The following is a 23,332-nucleotide window of genomic DNA, read 5'->3' as shown; positions in this document are numbered from 1 at the left end:
CGTCAACGATCACCCGAATAGCCAGATCGACGAACTGCTACCCTGGGCCTATCTCGCTACCCCAGAACGCTGGCGCGTGGCCTGAGAACATCGCTTACGTTGAAGCGCCCGGCGCGCCAGGTTGACCGGGCGGGTGCGCGCTTGCTCCAGGAGAGGCCTGACTTCCGACATTGCCAGAGGCGCCAGTGTTCTGTGTCTTTATGCCTTTGTCCGCCTCATTCTGGAGGTTCTGATTGGGTGTCGCTTGCTGGGCCATGACGGGGCCAACTGTTAGGGCAGAGGCGACAAGGACGGCTGCTGTCAATCTTCCTCCTGGTTATTGCCCCCACCGCCACAACGCGCCGTTAGAATTACATTTCCGGCGAACGCCAAATAAGCCGTGCTCCCGGCGCTTGGTGCCGTTGGAAGCGTGCAAAGAGCCAAAGAGAACGCTTTATCACACCGCGTTCCCGAGCCGCTCGGGAGGTGTTCTCGAAAACACAAACCAAAACGCATCTGCGGTTGTGCTGGAACGCATCCGTGTATTCGCCGGTGGAACACCACTCTGTCCCAAAGTTAGAAGAATCGTGAACTGAGGAAGATAGACTGCCCGCTGTCAGTCCTGACGGCGGGCTTTTTGTGAGTTGTGTAGAGTGGCGAAGCGTACCAAGGCACCGGTCAAGCCGGCGGCCCCGATGCCGGGTTTTATCAGCCCACAGTTGGCGACCCTGAAGATTAGGGCGCCTTCAGGCGGTCAATGGATTCACGAAATCAAATACGATGGCTACCGCATTCAGCTCCATATGGACGGCGGTGACCGCAAGGCATTCACGAGAAACGGGCACAACTGGGTCGACCGGTTCTCTGTCATTGCAGGCGCCTTCAACATACCCGGCCAGGCAATCGTGGACGGCGAGGTCGTCGTCATCCACGAGGAACGCACCAACTTTTCTGAGCTGCAAGCGGACCTCGGAAGAGGGGACCAGGAGCGTTTGCTGTACTTCGCATTCGATCTCCTATGGCTTGATGGTCAAGACCTTCGCAAAATGTCCCAGCTTGCTCGTAAGGAGCTTCTCAGAGAGCTGATCGACAGTCACAAGCTGAAGCAGCCTATCCTCTATAGCGAGCACCATGAGGGGGACGGGGGGGCGCTGTTCGAGGCGGCAATTAAGCTGAACTACGAGGGTATCGTCTCAAAGCAGGTGGACGCGCCCTACAGGTCCGAGCGGGTTGAGGCCTGGCAAAAAGTCAAAACTGTTCAGCGAGAAAAATTCCCGGTCGTCGGTTTCATCAAGGATCCGACCGGCGTCGCCGCCCTCTACCTGGGCAAACAGGAAGGCAAAGAGCTTCGATATATGGGCAAGGTCGGGACAGGTTGGAGCCGAACGACTTCGCGAAAGATAAGGGACGCACTCGACACGGTAGTAAGCCCGAAGCAAAAGCTCACCAAGTCTATCAGGAAGCCGAAGGCGACATGGGTTGAACCGAAGTTCTACGCCGATGTGGAGTACCGGGACATCACATCCGAAGGATTGCTGCGGGCGAGTTCCTTCAAGGGATTAGGGACGGCGAAACGCCGCAAAGATTGAGCCTATGTCTTCGGCCCGCGAGATGGCTTCTTCCTTAGCAACGGCCGCATGATCTCGGTCGCGGTAAAGCTGGTCTCAAAGCCTTTCGGCAGTATAGGGAGTTCGTTCGGTCCGGCGTTGTTGCAAACGGGCAGGGCTCTCCGGCTCCGCCGCAACCACAAGCAGTCGGGCCGGTCGGAGTGGTTCTCCGCATACCCAATGCGTATCGTCGCAGCAAACGCAACCCGCCATCGTTACACCTAATGCTGCTGCGGCTCCTCCAGGACATCCTGCCCGTGCAAGTGATCCATCACCTCGCCGAGGTCGCGCATGTCGATCATCTCGCCGCAGATCGTACAGCGAATGAAGTGGTCGCGCTCGTTTTGCGGAGCAGGGCCTTCCGGCTTGCCCTCCCGGAACGTCATGCCACGGCGCCGAAGTCTTCAAGGACAAGGTAGATGTCGCGGTCGAGGCGATCAGCCGGCACAATCGAGGGCGAGGAACGCATACGCTTACTCCGACAAAGGACGCTGTCGACGATCAAGGCAGAAGACTCCCGGAGTTGGACCGAGAGTCTTTGCCGCGCCCAGGGGGACATCCGCCCTTAGTGGCGCCGCCAAATGCATAATTCTTGAGGTGCGTAAGGAGTTCCTTGTGCCCTTGCCCATGGGCTCTTTATCAAACGGGTCAAATCAGAGCGCGAACCAGGCGAGCACCGCGATGATTGGAATGACCGCCACGCCAATAAGCATCAAGGGTGCGGGTTCGTTACCTGTGCGGTCGCTCATCCTGTTCTCTTGCCAAACCTTTAAGACTGATAGTCAGGCGCCGGGTGCCCCTTTCGGGCTTACCGCCAGCCGCGACGCTCCTGTCGGCCGTACGCCGTCCTAGGATTGATGCCGCAATCGACGTTCCGGCCGGATGCCGACGCCAGGCACTGGGCGCGTGTGGAGAAGCTGCAGTCGCCGGGATAGCCTACGCCCTTGCCCTGGACGCACCAGCGATACTCCTGGGCCTGCGCGGCGGGCGCGGAGGAAACAAGAAGGCCGCCAGCAATCAGCGCGGCCGATGCGATCGAGAGTTTCATCATGAGGGGTTTTCCTTTGGTTGATGTCGGTCAACCGGAGGCGAAGTCCTGCGTTCCTAAGGGGTGATGGCTGCCGCTAGCTGGCATCGAGGGTCAGCGTTCTGCTTCACCAGCCAACCGTCTTAAACCACTTTCCCCGCGAATGCTGTCGAGCATGCCGGCCTGCTTCCGCCAAGGCGGTAGACCCCGTCGGCGCGCTCAACCAACAGCGGCTAACGTTGCTGGCGGGGCTTCGTGGTATATGAAAACAAGCGACCGGATCATCTGGTTGCGACAAGCCAGTTACGACAAGGGCTGCGCATGGATGGCCTGAGGCTAGAACCGGGGGCGCTAGGTGTCACGCCATGGACCCACATCACTGAAACGTGCGTCTCACGTGACGGTGCCGCTGATTTTGTACTCAAACCGCGCAAATAGTGGGCCGCTGGTTGCTGCAGCCTACCGCCCTCGACACTCACAAACCGAGCGAACGTCGCACGTGACGCAGCACAGATACGGTACTGCCGGTGTAGCGTCCATGATTCCAATTCTGGTCGGCTGCATAGGCAGCAACGGCTACAATCCGATCCTGCCTATGTTGGCCCTAGTGGGTCGGCTCCGACCTACGCATCTCCTGCAGTCGAGCCAGGCAGTAGTCCCGATAAAGGTCTTCAATAAGTGACCACATGACCCAAATTCCCGTTAGCCTATGAGGCAAAACTAGACCCAGCTTGTTTCCGGACTGCTTCTTGAGGCGGTGAAATGGTTTCGTCGCCTCTGCTCGGCGGGCCTCTCGTTTACCCGTCTTTGCAAGGAATGCCGAAGCTGTCGCAAGTGAGTGCGAATGACTCCTTTGCCTTAGCATCTTCAAAGCAAAAGCGCGTTCCGACCTCGGCACGATCAATCCACCAATCGGCTTTGGCTCCCTTTGCGATGCGCGACGCTTCACCGCGCAGCAAGTCCAATTGTCGGCCCGCGGCAACAACGATCAAACAATTTTCCTTAGGCATAATGCTGTCCATTATGGGCAATCAGGACGATCGGCACGGAGGCCGCAGCGGGGGGACCGCTGCGGCCTCGTTGTCTAAAAATCCGGGTGAAAACGATCTAAGTAGAATATGGAGCCAGCCCCGGTGACCAGAAACGTACAACACCTGTGCCGACGCACAATGTCATCTAGATCACACTTTGGAATCGTATTTAACGCGTGAGGGAAGGCCCGCCGGGGCTGGCTGAGCTGGCGGACCTTCACCTCTGAGCTAGGCCGCGTATGTCCCCCACGGCCCCGTCCCAGCGCGAATCTAGGCACGCGGCGTTAAGGATGAATTGAAGGCCACGTTCGCGCGCCCCGGCTGCGGTGATAAACAGACCAGAGCGATAGGTGTCCGCCTCTCGCCACCTCAAAACTCCCGCCGGCTCCCAAGGTCGGCGGGCTTTTCTTTGCCTAGTGGCTGAGTTCGTATCTGCGAATCTCCGTTCAACCGCGTCAGGCAGTAATCCCGATACAGATTTTCAATGAGCACCACATGACCGAATCCCCGTTGGCCTATAAGGAAAAGCTAGACCCAGCTTGTTTCCGGACTGCTTCTTGAGGCGGAAAAAAGGTTTCGTCGCGAGTCCGTCGGTCTGTCCGGCGGGCTACAGCATGTTACAATCCAAAAGCGATTTTAAGTCCACGCCGCAGTGGTTGACCGCGATGCCAAGGGGTGCGCCATTAATCGATTGATTTAAAGCAGCTGAGGAGACTCGCGATGATTAGGCCGATTTTAGTTGCTTCCGTTGCTCTGGTTTTGGTCGGTGGCGCTGTACAGGCTCAGCAGGGCGGACCTCGCAACCCTCAAAAATTGGAAAAATGCCAGCAGCTCGCTACCGAACGTGGCTTTTCGAGTGCAGGCGGGAGGGGTAAAGGGCAAGGGCGCGCAAAGCGAGAGTTTGTGAGGGCTTGCATGCATGGGAAGCAAAGCTGAGCAAAGCTGAGCAAGGCGGAGGAGCGCGGAGCCCGCCGGGGGCCGGTGGTGCCTTTGCCAGGGCGCCGGTTCACGATGGCGGGCCCTTCGTTATGAGAGGCAAGCAACGACGGCTAGAACCACGTCCGCGCCAAGCTCACCCGAATACATCGCGAAAATGAATCCGGCACTGACAACAAGCGCAATTGCTTTAAGCGTGATCATTTTGCAATCCCCTCGTTAATGAACGAAGGTTAGACCTCCCTGTTTCAGGGGGGATTTCGCCGTTTCAGCGTTGGCTCGACCTCGACCTGAGGAAATAGCGTGCTGCGCATCGCCTATTGCTCGACAACACTGGCTCGATGGCGGCACCAAGATCAGCACCTGAAGACCGCATCCAAGAACCTTGTGGACAAGCTGGGGGGCCCTGGCGAAGACCCCGGGCGACGTCATGTTCTCCGTGATTCCTTTCGCGAGCGCCAGTCGCGGCAACTGGTCGACCTTGGACTCACGAATAATTTGCGCCGTTCGAACAACTGCCGATTTCACTATCTGTCGGAATCGATCAACTGAATAGCTCACAGAAGTGGCGGAAATTGTCACCGCTTTACCGCCACAGTATCTTTTACATACCGTCAGTGATGCCGAAAGCGGTGGTTCGGTCCCCGAGCCGGCCGAAAGAGATTCAATCGATCGGGGCACGCCGAGTGTGCCAGTCCGTCACCGACTGGAATGCATGCCCGGCGCGAGCGAGCACATCCTCCGACAGATGCGGGCCGACGAGTTGCATGCTGAGCGGAAGGCCATCCGAGGCCATGCCATTCGGCAGCGTGATAGTCGGACTGCCCGAGAAGTCGAACACCGCGGTGAAGCGCAGGATGCTGAGCAGCACGTTCGGATCGGCGCCGTACTCGCCCATCTTGGTCAGCGTCGGAATCGGCACAGGCATGGTGGGAATCAGCAGCAGGTCGATGTCGCCGAACAACGCAGCGAGGCTGCCGCTGAACTTCAAGCGCTCGTGATGGATCTGCGCGATCTCGACGCCACTCATCGACCTGCCCTGCTCGATCAGCTGCGCCAGATCGGGGCCATATTCCGATTTTCGCGACGGATAGGTCTCGAGGTGGGCCTCCGCCGTTTCGATCGAGCACATCGGAATCCACATGCTTACGAGCTTCTCGTAGGCCGGGAACCTGACCTCGCGGATATCGGCCCCCAGCGCCGCGAGCGTCCGCTCGGCTTCCAGCAACGCGTCGACGACCTGCGGATCGATCCCATTCTGGGTGTAGCTGCGGTCGACGCCGATCCGCAGGCCCCGGACCCCGTCACCGATCCCTGCGAGATAGTTCGGCACCGGCGCCTGCAGGGCCGTCGGGTCGTTGACATCCTCCCCTGCGATGACGCCGAGCATGGCGGCCGCATCGGCCGCGCTCCGGCACATCGGCCCGACATGGTCGAGCGAGTCCGCCAGCGGGAAGACGCCGTGACGGCTGACGCGTCCCCAAGTCGGTTTGATCCCGGTCAGCCCGCAGGTTGCCGACGGAAACCGGATCGAGCCGCCGGTGTCGCTGCCGATCGAGCCGAAGCAGAGCCCCGCCGACGTCGCCACGCCCGATCCGCTCGAGGACGAGCCGACCCAGTAATCGACGCCCCAGGGATTGAGCGGCGCCTGATCGTTCGGATGGTGACTGGTGTAGGCGCCCTCGGTCATCTTCAGCTTGCCAAGCGTAACGGCGCCGGCCTGCTCGAGCCGGTCTACGATCGTGGCGTTGAAGGACGGGACGAACCTGGCGTGAATCGTGGTGCCGCCTGCCGTCGGCGCAAAGGTCGTGTAGCAGAGATCCTTCAATCCGATCGGCACACCGTGCAGCGGTCCGCGCCAGATTCCCTGGGCGAGCTCGGCGTCACAGCGCTTCGCCTGCGCCATGGCGCGCTCGGCAAGGACGAGCGCATAGCCGTGGAATTTGCCATCGAGGCTGGCGATCCGGCTCAGCATGGCCTCGGTCACTTTCGAGGACAGCATCTCGCCGCGACGGAACAGCTCGGAGAGCTCGGCGATCGACTTATAGTGGATTGGATCTGCTGACATCTGACAGCCCTGTTGTTGCCGGAAACGGCCTTGCCCACCGGGCCGCTGACGGCTCGGTCCCGTCTGCGCGGCTCTGGATGCGCCTAGAACTGCACTCCGCGCGTGAGCGCACCATCGACCACTAGGTTGGTGCCGGTGATGAAGCTCGCCGCTTTGCTGGCGAGGAACACCGCGCCGTTCGCCATTTCCTGCGGCGTGCCCATACGCCCGGTCGGGTTGAGCGCCAACGCGGTCTTGTACAGCTCGGGATTGCCATCCTTGATCTGGTCCCAGACACCGCCCTCGAAATAGGTATTGCCCGGCGACACCGAGTTGGCCCGGATGCCTTTGCCGGCAAGCTGGAACGCGAGCCCTTGCGTGTAATGGATGATCGCTGCCTTGAACGTGCCATAGGGTCCGCTTGCGAAATCGACTTCGCGGCCCGACACGCTGGAAATCGTGACGATTGCGGCGGCCTTGCTCTTCTCCAGATACGGCATCGCCGCATTGACCAGCCGCACCGTGCCCATCATGTCGGTGGAAAATTCTTTCTCCCAGCTCTCCTCGTCCTGCCCGATCGACAGCGCGCTGACATTGGCAACGACGATGTCGATGCTGCCCAGCTTGGAGGCCATATCCTCGACCCAGGCCTTGAGCGCCGGGCCGTCGGAAACGTCGACCGAGCTGCCGAACGCGGCGACGCCCTTCGCCTTCATCGCGGTGACCGCGTTGTCGACGTCGGTCTGGTTGCGTGCGCAGATGCCGACATTGGCGCCTTCGGCCGCAAACGTGTCGGCGATCGCCCTGCCGATGCCCTTGGTGCTGCCGGTGACGAGAACCCTTGCTCCCTTGAGTCCCAGATCCATGTTCATTCCTCCCTATCGACGACTTCAAGACACGCATGCTGCCGTTCAGAGCAGAAGCTGTTCGCGGACGTTGTCCTCGTTGACCTCGGCGCCTGCCAGCGACTGCGTGATCTTGCCCTTCTCCATGATGTAGCAGCGCTCGGCGATCGCCAGAATCGTGTCGAGGTTCTGCTCGACGAAGATGATGGTGGTTCCGAGCTCGTTGCGGAACGACCGCAGCGCCTCGCAGATGTGCTGGACGATCGATGGCTGGATGCCCTCGGACGGCTCGTCCAGGATCATGAGGGACGGATTGCCGATCAACGCACGGCCTATCGCGAGCTGCTGCTGCTCACCACCCGACATGGTGCCCGCGGCCTGCCGGCGGCGCTCCTTCAGGCGCGGAAAATACTCATAGACGAGCTCCGGCAGTTTCTTGCCGCGGGGGCCGCCGATGAGCTCGCCGACCTGAAGATTCTCCTCAACAGTCATCTGCGGAAACACGTCGCGTCCCTGTGGGATGTAGCCGAAGCCCGCCCTCGCCCGCGCGTCGGCTTCGAGCTTTGTGACGTCCTGCTCCATGAAACTGATCGTGCCGCGCCACGTCTGGAGCAGGCCGATCAGACACCGCATCAGTGTCGACTTGCCGACGCCGTTGCGCCCGATCACGCCGACGATCTCGCCGCGCGAGACCGACATGGTCACCCCCTGCAGGATCGGCGTCGCGCCATATCCGGCCCAAAGCTCCGATACGTCCAGAATCCGGTCAGTGGAGTGTGGCTTAGTGAGCATGGGTCTTACCCAGATAGATTTCCGCCACCTTCTCGTCCTGTAGAATGCTTCCGAGGTCGCCGCGCGCGAAGATCTTGCCGAGATGCAGCACGGTGACACGCTGCGCGACCTGGCGGACAAAGGCCATGTCGTGCTCGACGACCAGCACCGTCATACCCTCGGCATTGAACGACTTGATCAACTCGCCGGTCTTGAAGGTTTCCTCCGGCGACATTCCGGCCGTCGGTTCGTCCAGCAGCAGGAGCTGCGGCTTCAGCGCCAGGGCCATCCCGATCTCAAGCCATTGCTGCTGGCCATGCGACAGAGCGCCCGCGAGCTTGTCACTATCCGCCGTGAGATCGAGCAGCGCCATCAGGCGGTCTTCCTCGACAATGCGTTCCACACCGGACATGCGATCCTGCAGCGCGGTCTGGATGTTCTGTCTGACCGGCAGTTCCTTGAACACGCTCGGTGCCTGCATCTTGATGCTCATGCCCCTCTGCACGCGCGCGTAGGGACGTTCCCTGGTGATATCGACGGCGTCGAACAGAATGCTGCCCTCGGTCGGGGGATAGAGACCCACGATCAGCTTGAACAACGTGCTCTTGCCGGCGCCGTTGGGCCCGATCAAACAGTGGACCTCGCCGGCATTGACGGTGAGGTCGACGCCGGAGACGGCGGTCAATCCGCCAAAGCGTTTGGAGACGCCTTTGACCTCGACCAGAGCCATGATCAGGACCCTTCCGATTGCAGGCTATCGGCCTCAGCGGTGACCGCGCCGTCGTCGCCCCGGCGTCCGCTCCACCAGTCCGCGGCGAGCTTACCGATACCGAGCACAAAGCCCTGCGGTGCCAGCATCACCGTCGCCAGCAGCAACGCGCCCATCAGCACGAGCGCAGCCTGCTGGCTGTAGACCGTGATGGTCTGGAAGCCGAACAGCAGCAGGAACGACCCGATCAGCGTCGCCGTCAGATCGCTGCGCCCCGAGAAGGCCACCCAAACGATCGGCATCGCCGCCGCCGGCAGGCCGATACTGGACGGCGTGATGAACTGCCCCCAGGACGTATAGAGCGCGCCGCTGAGGCCCGCGAGACCGCTGCCGATCACGAATGTCAGCAACTGATACTTGCGGACGTCATAGCCCAGCATCTCCGCGCGTTGCGGGTTCTCGCGCGTCGCCACGATGACGTTGCCGATCCCCGAATTCACCAGCATCCGGAGCGCGAGATAGACGATCACGATCAACGCGATCATGACATAGTAGAGCGCCGATCCCTCGATATAGAAGTCGCCGACGGCCAGCGGGTCCATGCCCTTCATGCCGTTGAAGCCGTTCAGCCGCGCCGGGCCAATATGCCATTCCGGTCCGGCAGTCTGGCCGAGAAAGAAGGCCAGCACCAGCGTCGCCGAAAGCGTCACGATGCCGAAGAAGATGCCGTTGATACCGCCCCAGATCATGAAGTAACCGAGAATGCCCGCCGCGATCATCGCGAGCACCACGGAGAGTGCAAGCGCGGCGATCGTTGCCGTGCCGCCACCCATGTTGATTGCGAGCACGCCGTAGCCGTAGCCGGCGATGCCGAAAAATAGGGTCTGGCCGAATGATAGCATCCCGCCATAGCCCCACATCAGGCAAAGGCCGAGTGCCATGAATATCCAGATCAGGAAGTAGGCGAAATTTCCGACGTCGTAGGAATCGGCGAACAACGGATAGGTCAGCGAGCCAGAGAGCACAGCAAGGAAGCAGGACCAGAAGATCTTGCCACGTCCGAGCGTCTGCGGGCCTTCCAGCAGCTTGAGCATCAACATTTCCCTTTAGCGCCCACGGCGAACCAGAACGCTGGACAGACCTTCAGGTAATACCCGAATGATCAGGATGACGGCCACCAGCATGCCGATCTGTCCGATGATCTGACCGTAACTCGCATTCAGCGCCATCCGGATCATCGCCAGAAACACTGCGGCTGGCGCCGTTCCGAGCAGCACGTTCGCTCCTCCGATCACGACGGTGACGAAGCTTTCGACCACGAAAGTCGCGCCCATGGTCGGGATCAGCGTCATGGTCGGCGCGTAGAGCGCCCCGCAAAGCCCGGCGAGGCCAGTGCCGATCCCGAAGCTGATCGCATAGATGCGGCCCGTGCGTGCGCCTAGCGCCTTTGCCATCGCGGCATTCTGCATGGTAGCGCGGGCGATTACGCCGAACCGTGTCTTCATGAAGATGATGTAAAGACCGGCGAGCACGGCCACCGCGCAACCGAACAGCACCAGACGATAGGTCGAAAACGTATAGCCACCTATTGCGAAGCTTCCCTCTGGCGTTCCTATGCCCCGTACGGCAGAACCTACGATCAGGAGCATCGATTGAGTCACGATGAGGCTAAGGCCCCACGTCGCGAGGAGAGAATCCAACGGCCGCTTGTAGAAGCGCCGCACGACGAGGAACTCGACAAGGATGCCGATGAGCCCTGCCGTCACCGCGGCAAGGATCTGGGCGATCGCGAGCGGCACGCCGAGATTCACCAGGCCGACTGTCACATAGGCGCCGCACATGATGAACTCGCCATGCGCCATGTTGATGACGCCCATCATGCCGAACACGATGGCGAGGCCCGCGGCCGAAAGAATGAGGAACGCAAACACGTCGGCGAACTGATAGAATAGCGAGAACACTTCGGCCGACATCTTGATCCCTTTGCCGATCCCGGCGCCGCATCGTCGCGGCGCCGGTTTTGTCCAAGACCCGTGACATTCAACACGAGCAAGATCCGTGCCCGTTGCTCGTCACGACTTCTTCGGGAGATGGCTCGGCGTGTATTGATCCTTGTCGTTCTTCTTGGTGAGATCACAGCCGATCTCGCCAAGCCAATAGGGCTGGATCACTCCGTAGTCCTTCTCCACCGTCACCTCGTGCTTGGGTCCGACCGAAATCAGGCGCATACGGTGCGATGTGTGCTGGCTCTTCGGATCTATACAGACCTTGCCTTCGGGCGCGTCGATGCAGGCATCACCAGTTGCGATGACCTTCCGCATATCCTCGAGCTTCGTCGACTTCGCCTTCTCGACCAGCGCCTTGTACATGTAGAGCGCATTGTAGGCGTTGTAGCCCATATCGTTGATGTAGAGCTCGTCCGGGAATTTGGCGTGCCAGCGCTTCTTGAACTCGTTGGCTTCGCGCGTGTCGATCTCCTCGAACCAGTTCGCGGTGGCGTGCATGTTGTTGAGCGCCGGAGGCTTGAACCGCTTGTGCTCGAAGCCCAGCATGACCTTGATCGAAGACCCCATCGGCAGGTTGAGGTTGGCAGCGGCCGCCTGCTCGAAGAACGAATCCTGGGCAGCACCGACGTTGATCGTCAGCAACCAATCCGGCTTCGCCTTCTGGATATTCTGAATGGTCTGCGCAAACTGCGAGACGCCGAGTGGAATGAACTCTTCGCCAACAACTTCGCCGCCGAGATCCTTCATGATCTTGCGGTTCCACTCGGCCGAGATCTGGCCGAAATTGTAGTCGGCGGCGATGACGTAGACCTTCTTGCCGAACTTCTCGACCATCCACGGAATGAGCGTCGAGAACTGCTGCTCAGGAACCGCGCCCATGCTGATCATGCTGGCGTCGCAGACACCGCCCTCGTACTGGTTGGTGTAGAAGTAGGGCGTCGAGGTGCGGTCGACGATCGGACGCAGCGCCTCGCGGGATGCGGAGGTGATGCCGCCAATCAGTACGTCGACCTTGTCGCGATTGAGCAGACGGCGGCCGAATTCCTGATAGCGCGCGTTGTCGCCCTGCGGATCGAGGTGGATCAGCTCGATCTGCCGCCCCAGGATTCCGCCGCTCTTGTTGATTTCCTCGACGGCGAGCTGAGAGCCGTGCAGCTTCGGCATGCCCATAAAGGCGAGATCCCCTGACACGTCCTCGAGCAGACCGACTTTAAGCGGCTCAGCTGCCTGAGCAATCCCCACCGCTGACGTTCCGAGCAAAGCACCGAGCAGAGCGATACCAATTCTACGTCCGGAATTCATCGTGATGTCCCCTGTCTTTGAATATGGTTGAATGTCATGGCTTGAGGTAATTCTTCAGGATCGATGCCCCCATGGTGTATTTGGGGTCGACCATGTTTCCGAGACGCATGCGGCCGGCCTGGCTGAGCAGCATGTAGGCGTCGATCTCGTCGAAGCCGTAATCGGCCGCCATCCACCGCACGAGCTCGCGATAGGCGATACGCGCCGCGTCCTCGAGCGGACGCGCGCTGCCGATCGTCATGATGAAATCTTTCGTCTCAAGTCGGGGCCACGCGAAGCTCCAGTTCTTGATGAGATCGACCTGCAACGTGACGGTCGCGCGCTGCTCCATCGCCACGCCGGAGAGTTCGCCGTCGCCTTGCGTCGCATGGCAGTCGCCTACATAGAGCATCCCGCCATCTGTATGCACCGGAAAATAGATGATCGCGCCAGGAGCGACATCAGGCAGGTCCATGTTGCCGCCGTGGTAATCCGGCTGTAGCGACGAGATCGCCTCGATCTCCGGCGAGACGCCGATGGTTCCGATGAACGGCTCGTAGGGCAGCGTGATCTTCTCGCTCCAGCGCACACCTTTCCTGTCGACATGCAGCTTCTTGACGCGCTCCGGCAGCGGCGGATTAAGCAAGGCCGTCGAGGCGGTTCCGACCAGTCCGCCAAATTCCGGGATGATGCAGGTCGTGCCAGCCGGCTGCTCGCCACGGGTCTCGACGTCGCGGATATAGATCGCGAGGCAATCCCCCTTCTTGGCGCCCTTGACCGCGATCGGTCCGCATTGCGGGTTGAGATAGGGGAAGTTCAGTTTCGCCGTCGGGCTGTCGCTCTCCTTGGTGAGCACGCCACCGAAAGCGTCCTCCGTCTCGACGACGACCACCCCGCCCGGATCGATCGACAACGTGGGCTTGGCATACGGACCGTAGACGTAGTGGAAGCTGCCCTGCTGCTCGATCGTCAGACTATGCGTCGCGCCGGTCGCCCCCTTTGCGACTGCGCGCTTGGCCATGATGGAGTTCTTCAACCAGTCTTCTGCGGACATACGAATAGCTCCTAAACTCAGATCTCGGGATGACGCTTGTGCCAGTCGGTGACACGTTGAAACGCATCGCCTGCGTGAACGAGCCTGGCCTCGTCGAAATGACGCCCGACGAACTGGAAGCCGACCGGACCGCCGTTGGCTGCGAAGCCGCCGGGAAGCGTTACGGTTGGACTTCCTGTCATGTCGAACGGGCATGTGAATCGGAGCAGTCCAGCGATCAGCGAGGCGTCCTCGCCGAGTGCCGCCATCTTACCGAGCGTGGGCGCGGCGAAGGCTTGTGCCGGGACCGCGATGAGGTCGACCGTCTCGAACAGCACGCGCACCGCGCCGCGAAACGCTTCGCGCCGGAGCACGATCTTTTGATAGTCCGTGCCGGATTGTTGCCGGCCGAGATCGAGCAGGCCCGCGAGCGCCGGACCGTACTCGTCCTTGCGCGCAGGATAGGTGTCCTCGTGGGCGACCGCGACCTCGATACCGCAAAGTGGGAACCAGTCGTCGATTACCGCCTTGGGATCTGGGAAATAGATTTCCCTGATCTTTGCGCCGAGATCAGCCGCCACCCGCAACCCCTCGGTCAGCACCTTGGCGGCGTCGCCATCGGTGCCTTCGCTGGTCCAGCGCCGGTCGACACCGATCGTCACGCCGCGCAGGTCACCGGACAGTCTTGCGAGATAATCCGGCACCGACAGTGGAACCGACGTGGTGTCCTTTGGGTCCTGGCCCGCGATCACACCGAGGATCGCGCCGCAATCGACCGCGCTCCGCGCCATTGGGCCGATATGATCCAGCGTCGCCGCCAGCTCGAACGCACCGTAGCGGCTGACACGTCCCCAGGTCGGCTTGAGCCCGGTGACGCCGTTGGCCGCGGACGGAAAGCGGATTGATCCGCCGGTATCGGTGCCTAGCGAACCGAAGCAAAGGCCTGCCGCGGTTGCGACGCCTGAGCCGCTTGAGGATGCGCCGGGCCAGAGCTCCGCGTTCCACGGGTTCTTGGGCGGATCGATCTTCGGATGATGGTCGGCGTAGGCGCCCTCGGTCTGCTGCAGCTTGCCGAGGATGATCGCACCGGCATCCTTCAACCGCGCAACCACCGTTGCGTCCTCGGTGGGACGGAAATTGCGATGAATAGTCATGCCATGCGCCGCTGGGGCACCCTTGGCCCAGCATAGATCCTTGACCGCTAACGGCACACCATGAAGCGGCCCCTTGATCCTGCCGGAAGCAATCTCCTTTTCCGCCGTGGCGGCATCGGCGAGCGCAGAGTCGGCCATCACATGCGCGAAGCTCTTGAGCTTGCTGTCGAGCTTCTCGATCCGCCCGAGCATCGCTTTGGTCAATTCTACCGGTGACAGCTCCTTCGCCTGGATCTTCTGTCCGACATCGACGAGCCCGAGATAGGGGAGATCCGTTGCCGCCATCGTTCTTCATCCTCACACTCGACGTGACGCAGCGCCGCCACTCGCGCATGCGTCACCGTTCTGGCGACACGGCGCATCGCCAGCCTCCCTGGCGGCAACGAAAAAAACCACCCGTCCCTCCCGAATGAGGTGACGAATGGCTCAAATGCCGCGGCTATGATCTATCGCTTAGGGTCCGAACTCGAACGAAGCACTTAGTGCAAGGAGCTGGACGTCATCGGCCAGATCGGCGCACGCGAGGTTCGACAGGAATCCCTGTAGGAGAAAAGTCTAAGTAACTGCCTATCGCATTGTCAACGATGCTCTCTGCCTAAATTTCGATAGTGCTGCGCAGCAAAGCGGCAAGCCACTTGCACTGTTGTCGCCGAAGATGATTTCATCTTCGCGCTGCACTACTGAAAGTCGTCAATGACAAAACCGTCTGTTCCCGTTGGCGTCATCTGCTCGCAGTCCGGCCCCTATCAGGCCATGGGGCGCGAGATCCTCAAGAGCGCGGTGATGGCGGTCGACGAGATCAACAACCAGGCGGAGTTTGATTTCACGATCGTTCCCCATATTCGCGATCCCCACGGCATCATCTCGGAATACCATACGGTCTGCGACGATCTCATCCGCAATGTCGGCGTCGAGCACATCATCGGCTGCTACACCTCGGCCTCGCGCAAGCAGGTCCTGCCGATTGTGGAGCGCACTGATCGCCTGCTCTGGTATCCTGCGCGCTATGAGGGCTTCGAGTGCTCCGACAACGTCATCTATGTCGGCGCCTCGCCCAATCACAACGTCTTGCCCCTCGTCCGCTACGTGCTCGACAACCTCTCGCGGGAGATCTTCTGCGTCGGCTCTAACTACGTCTGGACATGGGAGACCAATCGCGTCACCCGGGAATTGGTCAGCGCGGCAGATGGCCATATCCTGGCGGAACGGCTGCTCGAGCTCGGCGAAGGCGCAGTCGGCCACATCGTCGACGAGATCGTCCGCCGCAAGCCGCCGATCGTGTTCAACACGCTCGTCGGAAGCTCGAGCTACGACTTCATTCGGGCCTTCCATGCCGGCACCAAGGCTGCGGGACTCGAGATTCCCATGTTGAGCTGCAGTTTGTGCGAGCCGGAATTGTCGATCGTCGGACCAGCATCGGCCGGCTGCATCACGTCATCCGCCTATTTCGAGAGCATCCGCCTGCCGGAGAACCGCGCCTTCGTCGCGCGCTGGAAGGCGCGCTATGGCGAGGACAGCAGCCCCTCCGTTGACGGACAATCCGCTTATGTGGCGGTCTATCTGCTGGCGCGCGCACTGCAGCGCGCGGGCACGTCGGACATTGCAGAGGTGCGGCGCGCCGCGGCGGGACATCGCTACAATTCGCCGCAAGGACCGGTGTGGATCGACGGCGGCAACAACCATTGCGTCCTTACACCGCGGCTTGCCGTATCCAATCCGCAAGGACAATTTGATATCTTCTGGGAAGCCGAGGCGCCTGTTAAGCCTGATCCTTACCTGACGCAGCTCGACGTTGCCGTCGGCCCGGCGAGGGAAACCTCGGCGGCCGGCACATTGCCGAATGCGCCGCGTTTGCGGGTTGTAAAATGAGCAGACGGTCTTCATTTTCGCTGCGCGGACGCAAAGCGCTCGTCGCCATCAAGGACGAACGCGACGCGAGCATCGTGCGACGCCAGTTCGAACGTCTCGGCATCGAAGGCATCGCGTGGACGCCGGACGCGCCGCTCGATTCCACGCCGGACCTGTCGCTGATCGACGACGAGTTCCTGCCCTTGCTGCAACCGGCGCAACGCGCGCTGCTGGCGCGATCGCCGGTCATCGCCCTACTCGGCACCGAGACGCCGAGCCGCCTGAAGCTGGTGTTCGAGCTCGATCCGGCCTCGTTCCTGGTCAAGCCGCTGCGCTCGGCCGGCATCTACGCGGCGCTCGTCATGGCGTTCGAGCGCAACGAGCGCACCAACGAACTGAAACAGCAGGTGCTCAAGCTCGAGCATCGCCTTCGCTCGCGCCGCATCGTGCTGGCCGCCGTTCTCCAAGTGATGCATTCGCACGCGCTCGGCGAGCCCGCCGCCTTTGCGCTGATCCGAAGAGCGGCCATGGAGCAGCGCAAGACGATTGAGGAGCTTTCGGCGGAGATCACGTCAAAGGGCATGCTCCCGCGCGCAACCGGCTAGATTCAGGCCAGCATCTCCTTCGGATGGTTTGGCGAGGTGACCGGCTCCAGGCCGGGGCTGAGGCGAATTTGGCAATCCAAGATCGGCAACGTTCTCGTCATCCGCTTCAATCGCCCGGACGCACGTACGCCATCAGCACCAAGATGGGCGACGAGATAGTGGACTTGTTCACGCGCATCAACGCCGATCCGGCGACCTGGCGCTGCATGGTGCTGACCGGCAGCGTAGACCGCGTTCTGCGCCGGCGTCGACCTCAAGGAGCGTCGCGGCATGTCGGACGTATCTGGAACAAGCAGCACGCTTTGTTCGAGTGCATGATGCTGGGTATGCTCGATTGCCCGCTTCCGATCATTGCGGCCGCCAACGGAGCCGCTACGCAGGCGGCTTCGAATTTATGCTGTTGTGCGACTTTGCCTACGCCGTACCGTCGGCGCGTTTGCTCTCACGGAGGTCACGATCGGGATCATGCCTGGTGGAGGCGGCACACAGACCCTACCACGGGCCATCGGCTTTGCTCGCGCGGCCGAAATCATCCCGACCGGCGAGCCGTTGACGCAGAACAGGCGTTCGAATGGGACGTAGTCAACCGGCTCTGCGCACCGGGCAGGTCCATGGACGACGCACTGACGACCGCGGGCAAGATCGCGCGGAACGCCCCGCTCTCGATCCGACAGGCCAAGCGCTCCATGACGTTAGGGGCGCATGGATCTCCGCTCCGCGATGTACTTCGGAATCAACGCCCACAATCAACTCGTCGGTACCCAGGACCGCCGAAGGGATCCTATCATTCAATGGAGAAACGGGCCCCGCTCCTCGAGGGCAGGTAGTTATATTGTCATCCGCCGAATTTCTCACACAAATTTTCCGACAAACCGATATCTGACTCCGCAAACCATTGCTTAGACAACTCGGCGTCCCCTTCAAGATGATCCCCCAAACATGGCGGCGCCCTCCAGGGGATACGACGGAAGCGAAGCACCACGGAACTGGAACAGCTCGTCGAGACTATCCGCGTGAAGCATCCGTGCGCGAGGACTCTGCTCGGGTGCCGCGACGAGCACGGACACTTGGGCACAATGAAGACCGTGACGTATTCCGCGCCGGCCGCAGACGACGTCGTGCGCATTTACCGCGGCCACCTGGCGCGCCCGACCACACTCCGTCTTCCTTAGTCACACTCATTTCTTGAGCGCTCGCACGGCGCCTGATCTTCATTGTTTCTGGCATTGCCTCTCTCGACCTCCCAAGAATGAGCTGGCCCCGACGGCGGCACATCCAGACGAACTGCGACGCCGCTCAGGTCGGAACTCGGTGCCGGGTAAAGCTTCATGACCAACGGATCATGGCCGGGAACGATATGGTCCGCGTCAGGTGCTGCGGCGCGCAGCCTGTCGAACCCCACCAGCATGTCGCCGACGTGAAACGCCGTCGTGAACGGACGCTCGCTGGTCATGTTCTCGTAGAAATGGCTGACATCAGAGGCGAGCACGACGGGGCCACGGCGCGTGTTGACGCGGACGAACTGGAGGCCGGCCGAATGCCCGCCCGCCGCGTGGACCGTCAACCCGGGCGCGATCTCGGCGTCGCCGTCATAGAACAGCACACGGCGCGCGTAGTTCAGCCGCACGATCCCGCAGACATCGTCAACCTCGAAGGAATGCGACAGCCGCGGATATTGCATGTAGCGCCCGGTCGCATAGGCGAGCTCGCGCTCCTGGAGGTGAAACCGTGCGTTCGGAAACCGGTCGAAATTGCCGGCGTGGTCGTAGTGCAGATGCGTGAGGATCACATCCCGGACGTCGGCGGCATCGATATCGAACGCGCGCAGCGTCTCCACCGGGCAGCGCAGGAAGGTCCGCCTGCGCTGCTTCGCGATTTCGGCATTGAACCCGGTATCGATGACGAAAGAGCGCCCGCCGCCCCTCGCCAGCCACATGAAATAGTCCATCGGCATTGGTCCATCATGCGGATCACGGCCGATGAAGTGCTCGCTCCGCTGCGCGTCGCGCGTTGCGTAACGGATGGCGAAGAGCTCGTATTCCGGGTCGGCCATGGGGCGTCCATTCAACGGCTCAGGAGGCAGCATCGACCTCGTTGAAGGCCTCGCGCGCATTGCGGAACGCGTCGATTCCGGCCGGAACGCCGCAATAGACGGCAACTTGGAGCAGGATCTCCTTGATCTCCTCTTTGGTCAGCCCGTTCTTCAAGGCGCCCTTGACGTGCAGCTTCAGCTCGTGCGGTCGGTTCAAGGCGCCGAGCATCGCCAGATTGACGATCGAGCGTGTGCGCCGGTCGACGCCAGGTCGCGTCCACAAGGCGCCCCAGCAGAATTCGGTCGACCATTCCGCCATCGCGCGCGTGAAGTCGTCGGCTCCGGCAATCGACTTGTTGACATAGTCTTCGCCGAGCACCTCTTTGCGAACCTTGAGGCCCTTTTCGAATAGTTCGGTCTTGCTCATGATCGTCCCTTTCCGGTCTTGAGAGAGTCTAGTTGGAAGTTGTTTCGAGCGACGCCGATTGCGGTCGCAGCGATTGCAGGAGATGGCCGGCGTCGTCCACCATATCGAATCGCCAGACCGCGTCGATGACACGGTCCGCATCCCAATCGCTTCGACCGGACCGCACGCCTTCGCGCAGCTTGGCCTCGAGATCACTGTCAGTGAGAGGAGCATCCCGGCTACCACGAGGCGACACTACGGCCTCGCTGAGGACATCACCGGACGACAGGCGCAAGATCACGCGCGCGGCACCGTCGGGCATCCCGCCGTCGAACTCCGCCCTCACTTTCTGCCGCAACTGCGCGATGTCGGAACGAATCACGCTCTCGTTTGCGAATTCGGTAACGCCGGCCGCGCCGAGCAGCAATCCGCACGCCACGCAATGATGGATGCTGACCCGCGCATCGCGCTCGTTGTTGACGGGGCGGTCGCCGCGGGCGAGCAGCAGCGCCGAGCCCTGCACCGTCACCGACTCGACCTGATCGACCCGCAGACCCATGCGTTCGCGCAGCAGCAGGCAGGCGTCGATCACCGAATGGAACACAATGCCGGCGGGATAGGGTTTGTAGGTGTTCTTCGCGATCTCCCAGGTCTTGCCGAGGCCGTCGAACAGCCGGGCGAGATCAGGCTCGTCGCCCATGGTGCGGGCCCAGCCGAGCGGACCTTCGATGGCGCGCGGCGCGGCGTCATAGCCCTGCTGCGCGAGCAATGCGGCGAACAATCCGTTACGTGCCGCATTGCCGACGCTGAGATTCTTCGCCGCACTCGGCAGGTTCTCGACATTGCCGGCCGATTGGCTCGCCGCCAGTCCGATCGCGTTCGCAATCCCCTCAGCCGGCAATCCCAGCAATTTCGCACACGCCGCCGCCGCGCCAAAAATCCCGCAGGTCGAGGTGATGTGCCAGCCGCGTGCGTAATGGCGCGGCGAAACCGCATTGCCGATGCGGCACTCGACATCCACGCCGAGGATGAAGGCACTCAAGACCTCACGCCCCGAGAGCTTACGCATCTCCGCCAGTGCCAGTATCGGTGCGGCAACTGGTGCTGCTGGATGAATGATCGTCCCAGGATGGGTGTCGTCGAAGTCGAGCAGGTTCGCAGAGAGGGCATTGAGAAACGAGGCGCACAGCGCGTCCATCGGCTCGGAGTGGCCGATCACCGTCGATGTCGCGGCACCGCTGAACGGCGACAGCGTGCGCATTGCCGCGGTGACCACGGGATCGCGCGCAGAGCCGAGCGCGGTCGCAAAGAAATTGAGGATCGATCGCCGCGCCTCAAGGCCTTGCGCCTCCACGTCAGTCCATGACGAGGACTCGACGAAATCGGCGAGCGTCCTGCTCACACTCGGAATTGAATCTTGCGGCACGCGGGGCGTCTTCCTCGTTTTCCCGGACCTTATGCCGATCCGCGGCAAACTGTCGACCCCAAATGTTATGCTTGACAGCTTGTCTGACAATCATAACAATCCGACCGTTGGCGCGAGATGCCGCGGCCACGACGACGGCGGTTGATACGGCCGGCCGGCGAAAACGGTCGGCCGGAATATCGGCCACAAGATCAAGAAGGCGCGCCCGGCACGGGATCGCGCGACAGGGAGTAGACGATGGCGGGAGAGATTCTCGGCGTAATCGGCACGGGCCGCATGGGCGGCCCCATGGCGGGGCGACTGATCGATGCGGGCTATTCGCTCGTCATCTATGACACACAAAGCGAGGCGACCCAGCCGCTGGTGAAACGCGGCGCGCAACTTTGCAAATCGCCGGCCGACGTTGCTTCCCGCGCCGACATCGTGCTCGCCAGCCTGCCGACGCCCGACATCGTCAAGGAGGTCACGCTCGGCCAGGACGGCATCAGCAGCGGCAGCCGCGCGAAGATCGTCATCGATCTGTCGACCTCGGGACCCGGCGCGGCGAAGATCGTCGCGGAAGGCCTGAAAGCCAAGGGCATGACGCTGGTCGACGCGCCCGTGAGCGGCGGCATCAAGGGCGCCATCAACGGCACGCTGGCCGTGATGGTGTCCTGCCCGCAAGCGACCTACGAGACCGTGCAGCCGATCCTGAAGAATTTCGGCAAGCTGTTCTATACCGGCGACAAGCCCGGCGTGGCGCAAACGGCCAAACTCGCCAATAATCTGATGGCGGCCGCGGCGCTGGTGATCACGTCGGAAGCGGTCGCGATGGGCGTCAAGGGCGGCGTCAACGCAAAGGTGCTGATCGACATCATCAACGCCAGCAGCGGCCGCAACAGTGCGTCCGAGGACAAATTCCCGCGCGCGGTGCTACCGGGCACGTTCGATTTCGGCTTCACCACCGGCCTCTCCTACAAGGACGTCCGGCTTTGCGTCGACGAGGCCGAGGCCATGGGCGTGCCGATGGTCTGCGGCGCGGTGGTGCGGCAGATGCTCGCGATCACCAACGCTAAATACGGCGCGGCATCGGATTTCACCTCGATCGCCAAGGTGCTCGAGGAGTGGGCCGGCGTCGAAATGCGCGGCTGATCACGCATACATTCAGGGAGAGCGATTGCGATGACGATCGGCCCGACCGTATCAGGCAAGGTCTCGCTCGCGCGCCAGATGGCGCGGAGCGTGCTTGCGCTCGATCTCGGTGAGTTCGGGCCGGACGTCGTCGCCAAGGCCAAGCTCTGTCTGCTCGACTTTTTGTCCTGCGCTTTCGAAGCAGGCAACCATCCCTGGAGCCGTCAGGCGGTCGCGATCGCGCAAGGCAGTGGCAGCGCGACGATCATCGGGACGTCGCAGCTCTCCTCACCGGCCGACGCCGCCTTCGCCAATGCCGTGATGGGACACGGCCTGGTGCGGGAAGACATGCATGCGGCCAGCATCGCCCACCACGGCGTCGTGATCTGGCCGACCCTGCTCGCCCTATCCGAGCAGACGCCGCTGCACGGGGCGAAGCTGCTGACCGCCGCCATCATCGGCTACGAGACCGGTGCGCGGATCGGCCGTGCGCTGCTGACCTCCGATCTCGCGCGCCTCTATCGCCCGACCGGCCTCGTGACACCGCCCGGCGCGGCGCTGGCGGGAAGTTTTGCGCTTGGCCTTTCCGAGGATGCCGCGACCAGCGCCATCGCGATCGCGGCCAACACGTCCAGCGGACTGAACGAGTGGCCGCATGCCGGCGGCTCCGACATGTATTTTCATCCAGGCTTTGCAGCCGGCAATGCGATGAAGGCCGTCGGGCTTGCCGCGGCCGGCGCGTTCGGCTCTGAGACCATCCTCGAAGGCGAAGCGGGCCTGTTCGCCGCCTATCGCCGCCAGGCCGCGCCCGACAGCATCGCACTGTTCCCGGATGGCGAGTGCGAGATCATGGCCGTCTACAACAAGCCGGTTCCAGCCTGCAATTTCGCGCAGACCGCGGCGCAGGCGGCGCTTCGCGTCTCACTTGAGCTTGCGGACGCCGGCGAGATCGACCGCGTCGTCATTCGCGTCCCCGATGCCGCCGTTCGCTATCCCGGCTGCGATTCCACGGGGCCCTACCGCAAAGCGCTCCAGGCCAAGATGAGTATTCCCTTCAGCGTCGCCGCGACGCTCGCACGGGGCGACATCGAGGAAGAGAACTATTCCGACCTCGATGATGCCGACATCCTCCGCCTGGTTTCGGTCACTGACCTCAAGGCAGACCCCGGCTTCACCGCCGCCTTTCCCGGCAAGCAGGGCGCGGACGTGACCGTGCATCTGCGCAGCGGCCGGACGATCCGGCACGCTTTGCCCGATATCATCGCCGCGACGCCTTCAGATATCCGCGCGCGCTTTCGCGCTGCCGCCGGCCGTGCGCTCGGCGAGGACCGTGCGCACCGGCTCGAGCAACTCATCGACGACTGCGAGCAGCTCGGCAACGCCGGTGTCATCGCAGCGCAATGCCGTTTGGACACGACGGAACGGGTTTTACGATCGGCATCATAAGAAATGCCGGAGAGTACGGGGGAAACATGGTCG

General features: G+C 61.9%; 22 protein-coding genes. 7 read left to right on the top strand and 15 right to left on the bottom strand.

The annotated features are described in order from the left end of the window. Positions 1–632: 632 nt before the first annotated feature. On the top strand, positions 633–1,568 hold the full coding sequence (ligD, locus tag IVB41_RS25665; protein WP_247436063.1) for a non-homologous end-joining DNA ligase: 936 nt from the start codon (positions 633–635) through the stop codon (positions 1,566–1,568). A 239-nt stretch (positions 1,569–1,807) separates the two neighbouring features. Here ligD and IVB41_RS25660 read toward each other — a convergent pair whose 3' ends face one another. The 3 genes from IVB41_RS25660 to IVB41_RS25650 form a co-directional block, all read right to left on the bottom strand. After that, complete coding sequence (locus tag IVB41_RS25660; protein WP_197031154.1) at positions 1,808–1,972, bottom strand: hypothetical protein; 165 nt, start codon at positions 1,970–1,972, stop codon at positions 1,808–1,810. A 422-nt stretch (positions 1,973–2,394) separates the two neighbouring features. Beyond that, the gene (locus IVB41_RS25655; protein ID WP_027568061.1) at positions 2,395–2,637 is read right to left on the bottom strand and encodes a DUF3551 domain-containing protein; all 243 of its coding nucleotides are present in this window, start codon (positions 2,635–2,637) and stop codon (positions 2,395–2,397) included. A 773-nt stretch (positions 2,638–3,410) separates the two neighbouring features. Beyond that, entirely contained in the window at positions 3,411–3,623 is a 213-nt protein-coding gene (locus tag IVB41_RS25650) for a hypothetical protein (protein ID WP_027568062.1), read from the bottom strand. A 1,260-nt stretch (positions 3,624–4,883) separates the two neighbouring features. Here IVB41_RS25650 and IVB41_RS25645 point away from each other — a divergent pair. Beyond that, on the top strand, positions 4,884–5,132 hold the full coding sequence (locus IVB41_RS25645) for a hypothetical protein (RefSeq protein ID WP_155809774.1): 249 nt from the start codon (positions 4,884–4,886) through the stop codon (positions 5,130–5,132). Between the two features lie 112 nt (positions 5,133–5,244). Here the strand turns inward: IVB41_RS25645 and IVB41_RS25640 are convergent, their stop codons facing one another. From IVB41_RS25640 to IVB41_RS25600, 9 genes are all read right to left on the bottom strand, one after another. Next, positions 5,245–6,648, bottom strand: a complete 1,404-nt coding sequence (locus tag IVB41_RS25640) for an amidase (RefSeq protein WP_027568063.1) — start codon at positions 6,646–6,648, stop codon at positions 5,245–5,247. A gap of 83 nt (positions 6,649–6,731) precedes the next feature. Beyond that, on the bottom strand, positions 6,732–7,493 hold the full coding sequence (locus IVB41_RS25635; RefSeq protein WP_027568064.1) for an SDR family NAD(P)-dependent oxidoreductase: 762 nt from the start codon (positions 7,491–7,493) through the stop codon (positions 6,732–6,734). A 45-nt stretch (positions 7,494–7,538) separates the two neighbouring features. After that, on the bottom strand, positions 7,539–8,264 hold the full coding sequence (locus IVB41_RS25630) for an ABC transporter ATP-binding protein (RefSeq protein WP_081747872.1): 726 nt from the start codon (positions 8,262–8,264) through the stop codon (positions 7,539–7,541). Continuing rightward, on the bottom strand, positions 8,254–8,973 hold the full coding sequence (locus IVB41_RS25625) for an ABC transporter ATP-binding protein (protein ID WP_027568066.1): 720 nt from the start codon (positions 8,971–8,973) through the stop codon (positions 8,254–8,256). Before IVB41_RS25625 ends, IVB41_RS25630 begins: the two co-directional genes overlap by 11 nt. Before the next feature lie 2 nt (positions 8,974–8,975). After that, positions 8,976–10,046, bottom strand: a complete 1,071-nt coding sequence (locus IVB41_RS25620) for a branched-chain amino acid ABC transporter permease (protein WP_081747876.1) — start codon at positions 10,044–10,046, stop codon at positions 8,976–8,978. Between the two features lie 12 nt (positions 10,047–10,058). Next, entirely contained in the window at positions 10,059–10,925 is an 867-nt protein-coding gene (locus IVB41_RS25615) for an ABC transporter permease subunit (protein ID WP_035961530.1), read from the bottom strand. Positions 10,926–11,024: 99 nt separating this feature from the next. Next, positions 11,025–12,260: an urea ABC transporter substrate-binding protein gene (locus IVB41_RS25610; protein ID WP_247436061.1), complete on the bottom strand. Its 1,236-nt coding sequence runs from the start codon at positions 12,258–12,260 to the stop codon at positions 11,025–11,027. A 34-nt stretch (positions 12,261–12,294) separates the two neighbouring features. Beyond that, positions 12,295–13,293: an acetamidase/formamidase family protein gene (locus tag IVB41_RS25605; RefSeq protein WP_027568070.1), complete on the bottom strand. Its 999-nt coding sequence runs from the start codon at positions 13,291–13,293 to the stop codon at positions 12,295–12,297. 17 nt (positions 13,294–13,310) lie between these two features. Further along, positions 13,311–14,711: an amidase gene (locus IVB41_RS25600; RefSeq protein WP_027568071.1), complete on the bottom strand. Its 1,401-nt coding sequence runs from the start codon at positions 14,709–14,711 to the stop codon at positions 13,311–13,313. 408 nt (positions 14,712–15,119) lie between these two features. Here IVB41_RS25600 and IVB41_RS25595 point away from each other — a divergent pair, with 408 nt between their 5' ends. From IVB41_RS25595 to IVB41_RS35955, 3 genes are all read left to right on the top strand, one after another. Next, positions 15,120–16,295, top strand: a complete 1,176-nt coding sequence (locus IVB41_RS25595) for a transporter substrate-binding domain-containing protein (protein ID WP_027568072.1) — start codon at positions 15,120–15,122, stop codon at positions 16,293–16,295. Continuing rightward, positions 16,292–16,879 carry an ANTAR domain-containing response regulator gene (locus IVB41_RS25590; RefSeq protein ID WP_027568073.1) on the top strand — a complete coding sequence of 196 codons (588 nt, stop codon included), beginning with the start codon at positions 16,292–16,294 and terminating at the stop codon, positions 16,877–16,879. Before IVB41_RS25595 ends, IVB41_RS25590 begins: the two co-directional genes overlap by 4 nt. A 465-nt stretch (positions 16,880–17,344) precedes the next feature. Further along, positions 17,345–17,461 (top strand): hypothetical protein, encoded by a 117-nt coding sequence (locus IVB41_RS35955; RefSeq protein WP_081747877.1) that lies wholly within the window; start codon positions 17,345–17,347, stop codon positions 17,459–17,461. 586 nt (positions 17,462–18,047) lie between these two features. Here IVB41_RS35955 and IVB41_RS25585 read toward each other — a convergent pair. From IVB41_RS25585 to IVB41_RS25575, 3 genes are read right to left on the bottom strand one after another with little or no spacing between them, the layout of a single operon-like run. Beyond that, on the bottom strand, positions 18,048–18,932 hold the full coding sequence (locus IVB41_RS25585) for an N-acyl homoserine lactonase family protein (RefSeq protein ID WP_247436058.1): 885 nt from the start codon (positions 18,930–18,932) through the stop codon (positions 18,048–18,050). Between the two features lie 19 nt (positions 18,933–18,951). Beyond that, positions 18,952–19,338, bottom strand: coding sequence for a carboxymuconolactone decarboxylase family protein (locus IVB41_RS25580; RefSeq protein ID WP_027568074.1), 387 nt, complete (start codon positions 19,336–19,338; stop codon positions 18,952–18,954). A 28-nt stretch (positions 19,339–19,366) separates the two neighbouring features. Further along, entirely contained in the window at positions 19,367–20,719 is a 1,353-nt protein-coding gene (locus tag IVB41_RS25575) for an MmgE/PrpD family protein (RefSeq protein ID WP_245287799.1), read from the bottom strand. Positions 20,720–20,980: 261 nt separating this feature from the next. Here IVB41_RS25575 and IVB41_RS25570 point away from each other — a divergent pair, with 261 nt between their 5' ends. Continuing rightward, positions 20,981–21,874: an NAD(P)-dependent oxidoreductase gene (locus IVB41_RS25570; RefSeq protein WP_247436054.1), complete on the top strand. Its 894-nt coding sequence runs from the start codon at positions 20,981–20,983 to the stop codon at positions 21,872–21,874. A gap of 30 nt (positions 21,875–21,904) precedes the next feature. Continuing rightward, positions 21,905–23,299: an MmgE/PrpD family protein gene (locus IVB41_RS25565; protein ID WP_247436050.1), complete on the top strand. Its 1,395-nt coding sequence runs from the start codon at positions 21,905–21,907 to the stop codon at positions 23,297–23,299. Positions 23,300–23,332: the final 33 nt, after the last annotated feature.

Source organism: Bradyrhizobium sp. 44, assembly GCF_023073095.1.
Lineage (GTDB): Bacteria > Pseudomonadota > Alphaproteobacteria > Rhizobiales > Xanthobacteraceae > Bradyrhizobium.
The sequence above is the reverse complement of the archived record's forward strand: the minus strand, read 5'-3'. Positions and strand labels throughout refer to the sequence as shown.

Bases quoted from the DNA above. Each gene is read 5' to 3' on its own strand.
- IVB41_RS25660 (WP_197031154.1), bottom strand. From the start codon at position 1,972: ATGACGTTCCGGGAGGGCAAGCCGGAAGGCCCTGCTCCGCAAAACGAG.
- IVB41_RS25655 (WP_027568061.1), bottom strand. From the start codon at position 2,637: ATGATGAAACTCTCGATCGCATCGGCCGCGCTGATTGCTGGCGGCCTT.
- IVB41_RS25650 (WP_027568062.1), bottom strand. From the start codon at position 3,623: ATGCCTAAGGAAAATTGTTTGATCGTTGTTGCCGCGGGCCGACAATTG.
- IVB41_RS25640 (WP_027568063.1), bottom strand. From the start codon at position 6,648: ATGTCAGCAGATCCAATCCACTATAAGTCGATCGCCGAGCTCTCCGAG.
- IVB41_RS25635 (WP_027568064.1), bottom strand. From the start codon at position 7,493: ATGGATCTGGGACTCAAGGGAGCAAGGGTTCTCGTCACCGGCAGCACC.
- IVB41_RS25630 (WP_081747872.1), bottom strand. From the start codon at position 8,264: ATGCTCACTAAGCCACACTCCACTGACCGGATTCTGGACGTATCGGAG.
- IVB41_RS25625 (WP_027568066.1), bottom strand. From the start codon at position 8,973: ATGGCTCTGGTCGAGGTCAAAGGCGTCTCCAAACGCTTTGGCGGATTG.
- IVB41_RS25620 (WP_081747876.1), bottom strand. From the start codon at position 10,046: ATGCTCAAGCTGCTGGAAGGCCCGCAGACGCTCGGACGTGGCAAGATC.
- IVB41_RS25615 (WP_035961530.1), bottom strand. From the start codon at position 10,925: ATGTCGGCCGAAGTGTTCTCGCTATTCTATCAGTTCGCCGACGTGTTT.
- IVB41_RS25610 (WP_247436061.1), bottom strand. From the start codon at position 12,260: ATGAATTCCGGACGTAGAATTGGTATCGCTCTGCTCGGTGCTTTGCTC.
- IVB41_RS25605 (WP_027568070.1), bottom strand. From the start codon at position 13,293: ATGTCCGCAGAAGACTGGTTGAAGAACTCCATCATGGCCAAGCGCGCA.
- IVB41_RS25600 (WP_027568071.1), bottom strand. From the start codon at position 14,711: ATGGCGGCAACGGATCTCCCCTATCTCGGGCTCGTCGATGTCGGACAG.
- IVB41_RS25595 (WP_027568072.1), top strand. From the start codon at position 15,120: ATGACAAAACCGTCTGTTCCCGTTGGCGTCATCTGCTCGCAGTCCGGC.
- IVB41_RS25590 (WP_027568073.1), top strand. From the start codon at position 16,292: ATGAGCAGACGGTCTTCATTTTCGCTGCGCGGACGCAAAGCGCTCGTC.
- IVB41_RS35955 (WP_081747877.1), top strand. From the start codon at position 17,345: ATGCCTGGTGGAGGCGGCACACAGACCCTACCACGGGCCATCGGCTTT.
- IVB41_RS25585 (WP_247436058.1), bottom strand. From the start codon at position 18,932: ATGGCCGACCCGGAATACGAGCTCTTCGCCATCCGTTACGCAACGCGC.
- IVB41_RS25580 (WP_027568074.1), bottom strand. From the start codon at position 19,338: ATGAGCAAGACCGAACTATTCGAAAAGGGCCTCAAGGTTCGCAAAGAG.
- IVB41_RS25570 (WP_247436054.1), top strand. From the start codon at position 20,981: ATGGCGGGAGAGATTCTCGGCGTAATCGGCACGGGCCGCATGGGCGGC.
- IVB41_RS25565 (WP_247436050.1), top strand. From the start codon at position 21,905: ATGACGATCGGCCCGACCGTATCAGGCAAGGTCTCGCTCGCGCGCCAG.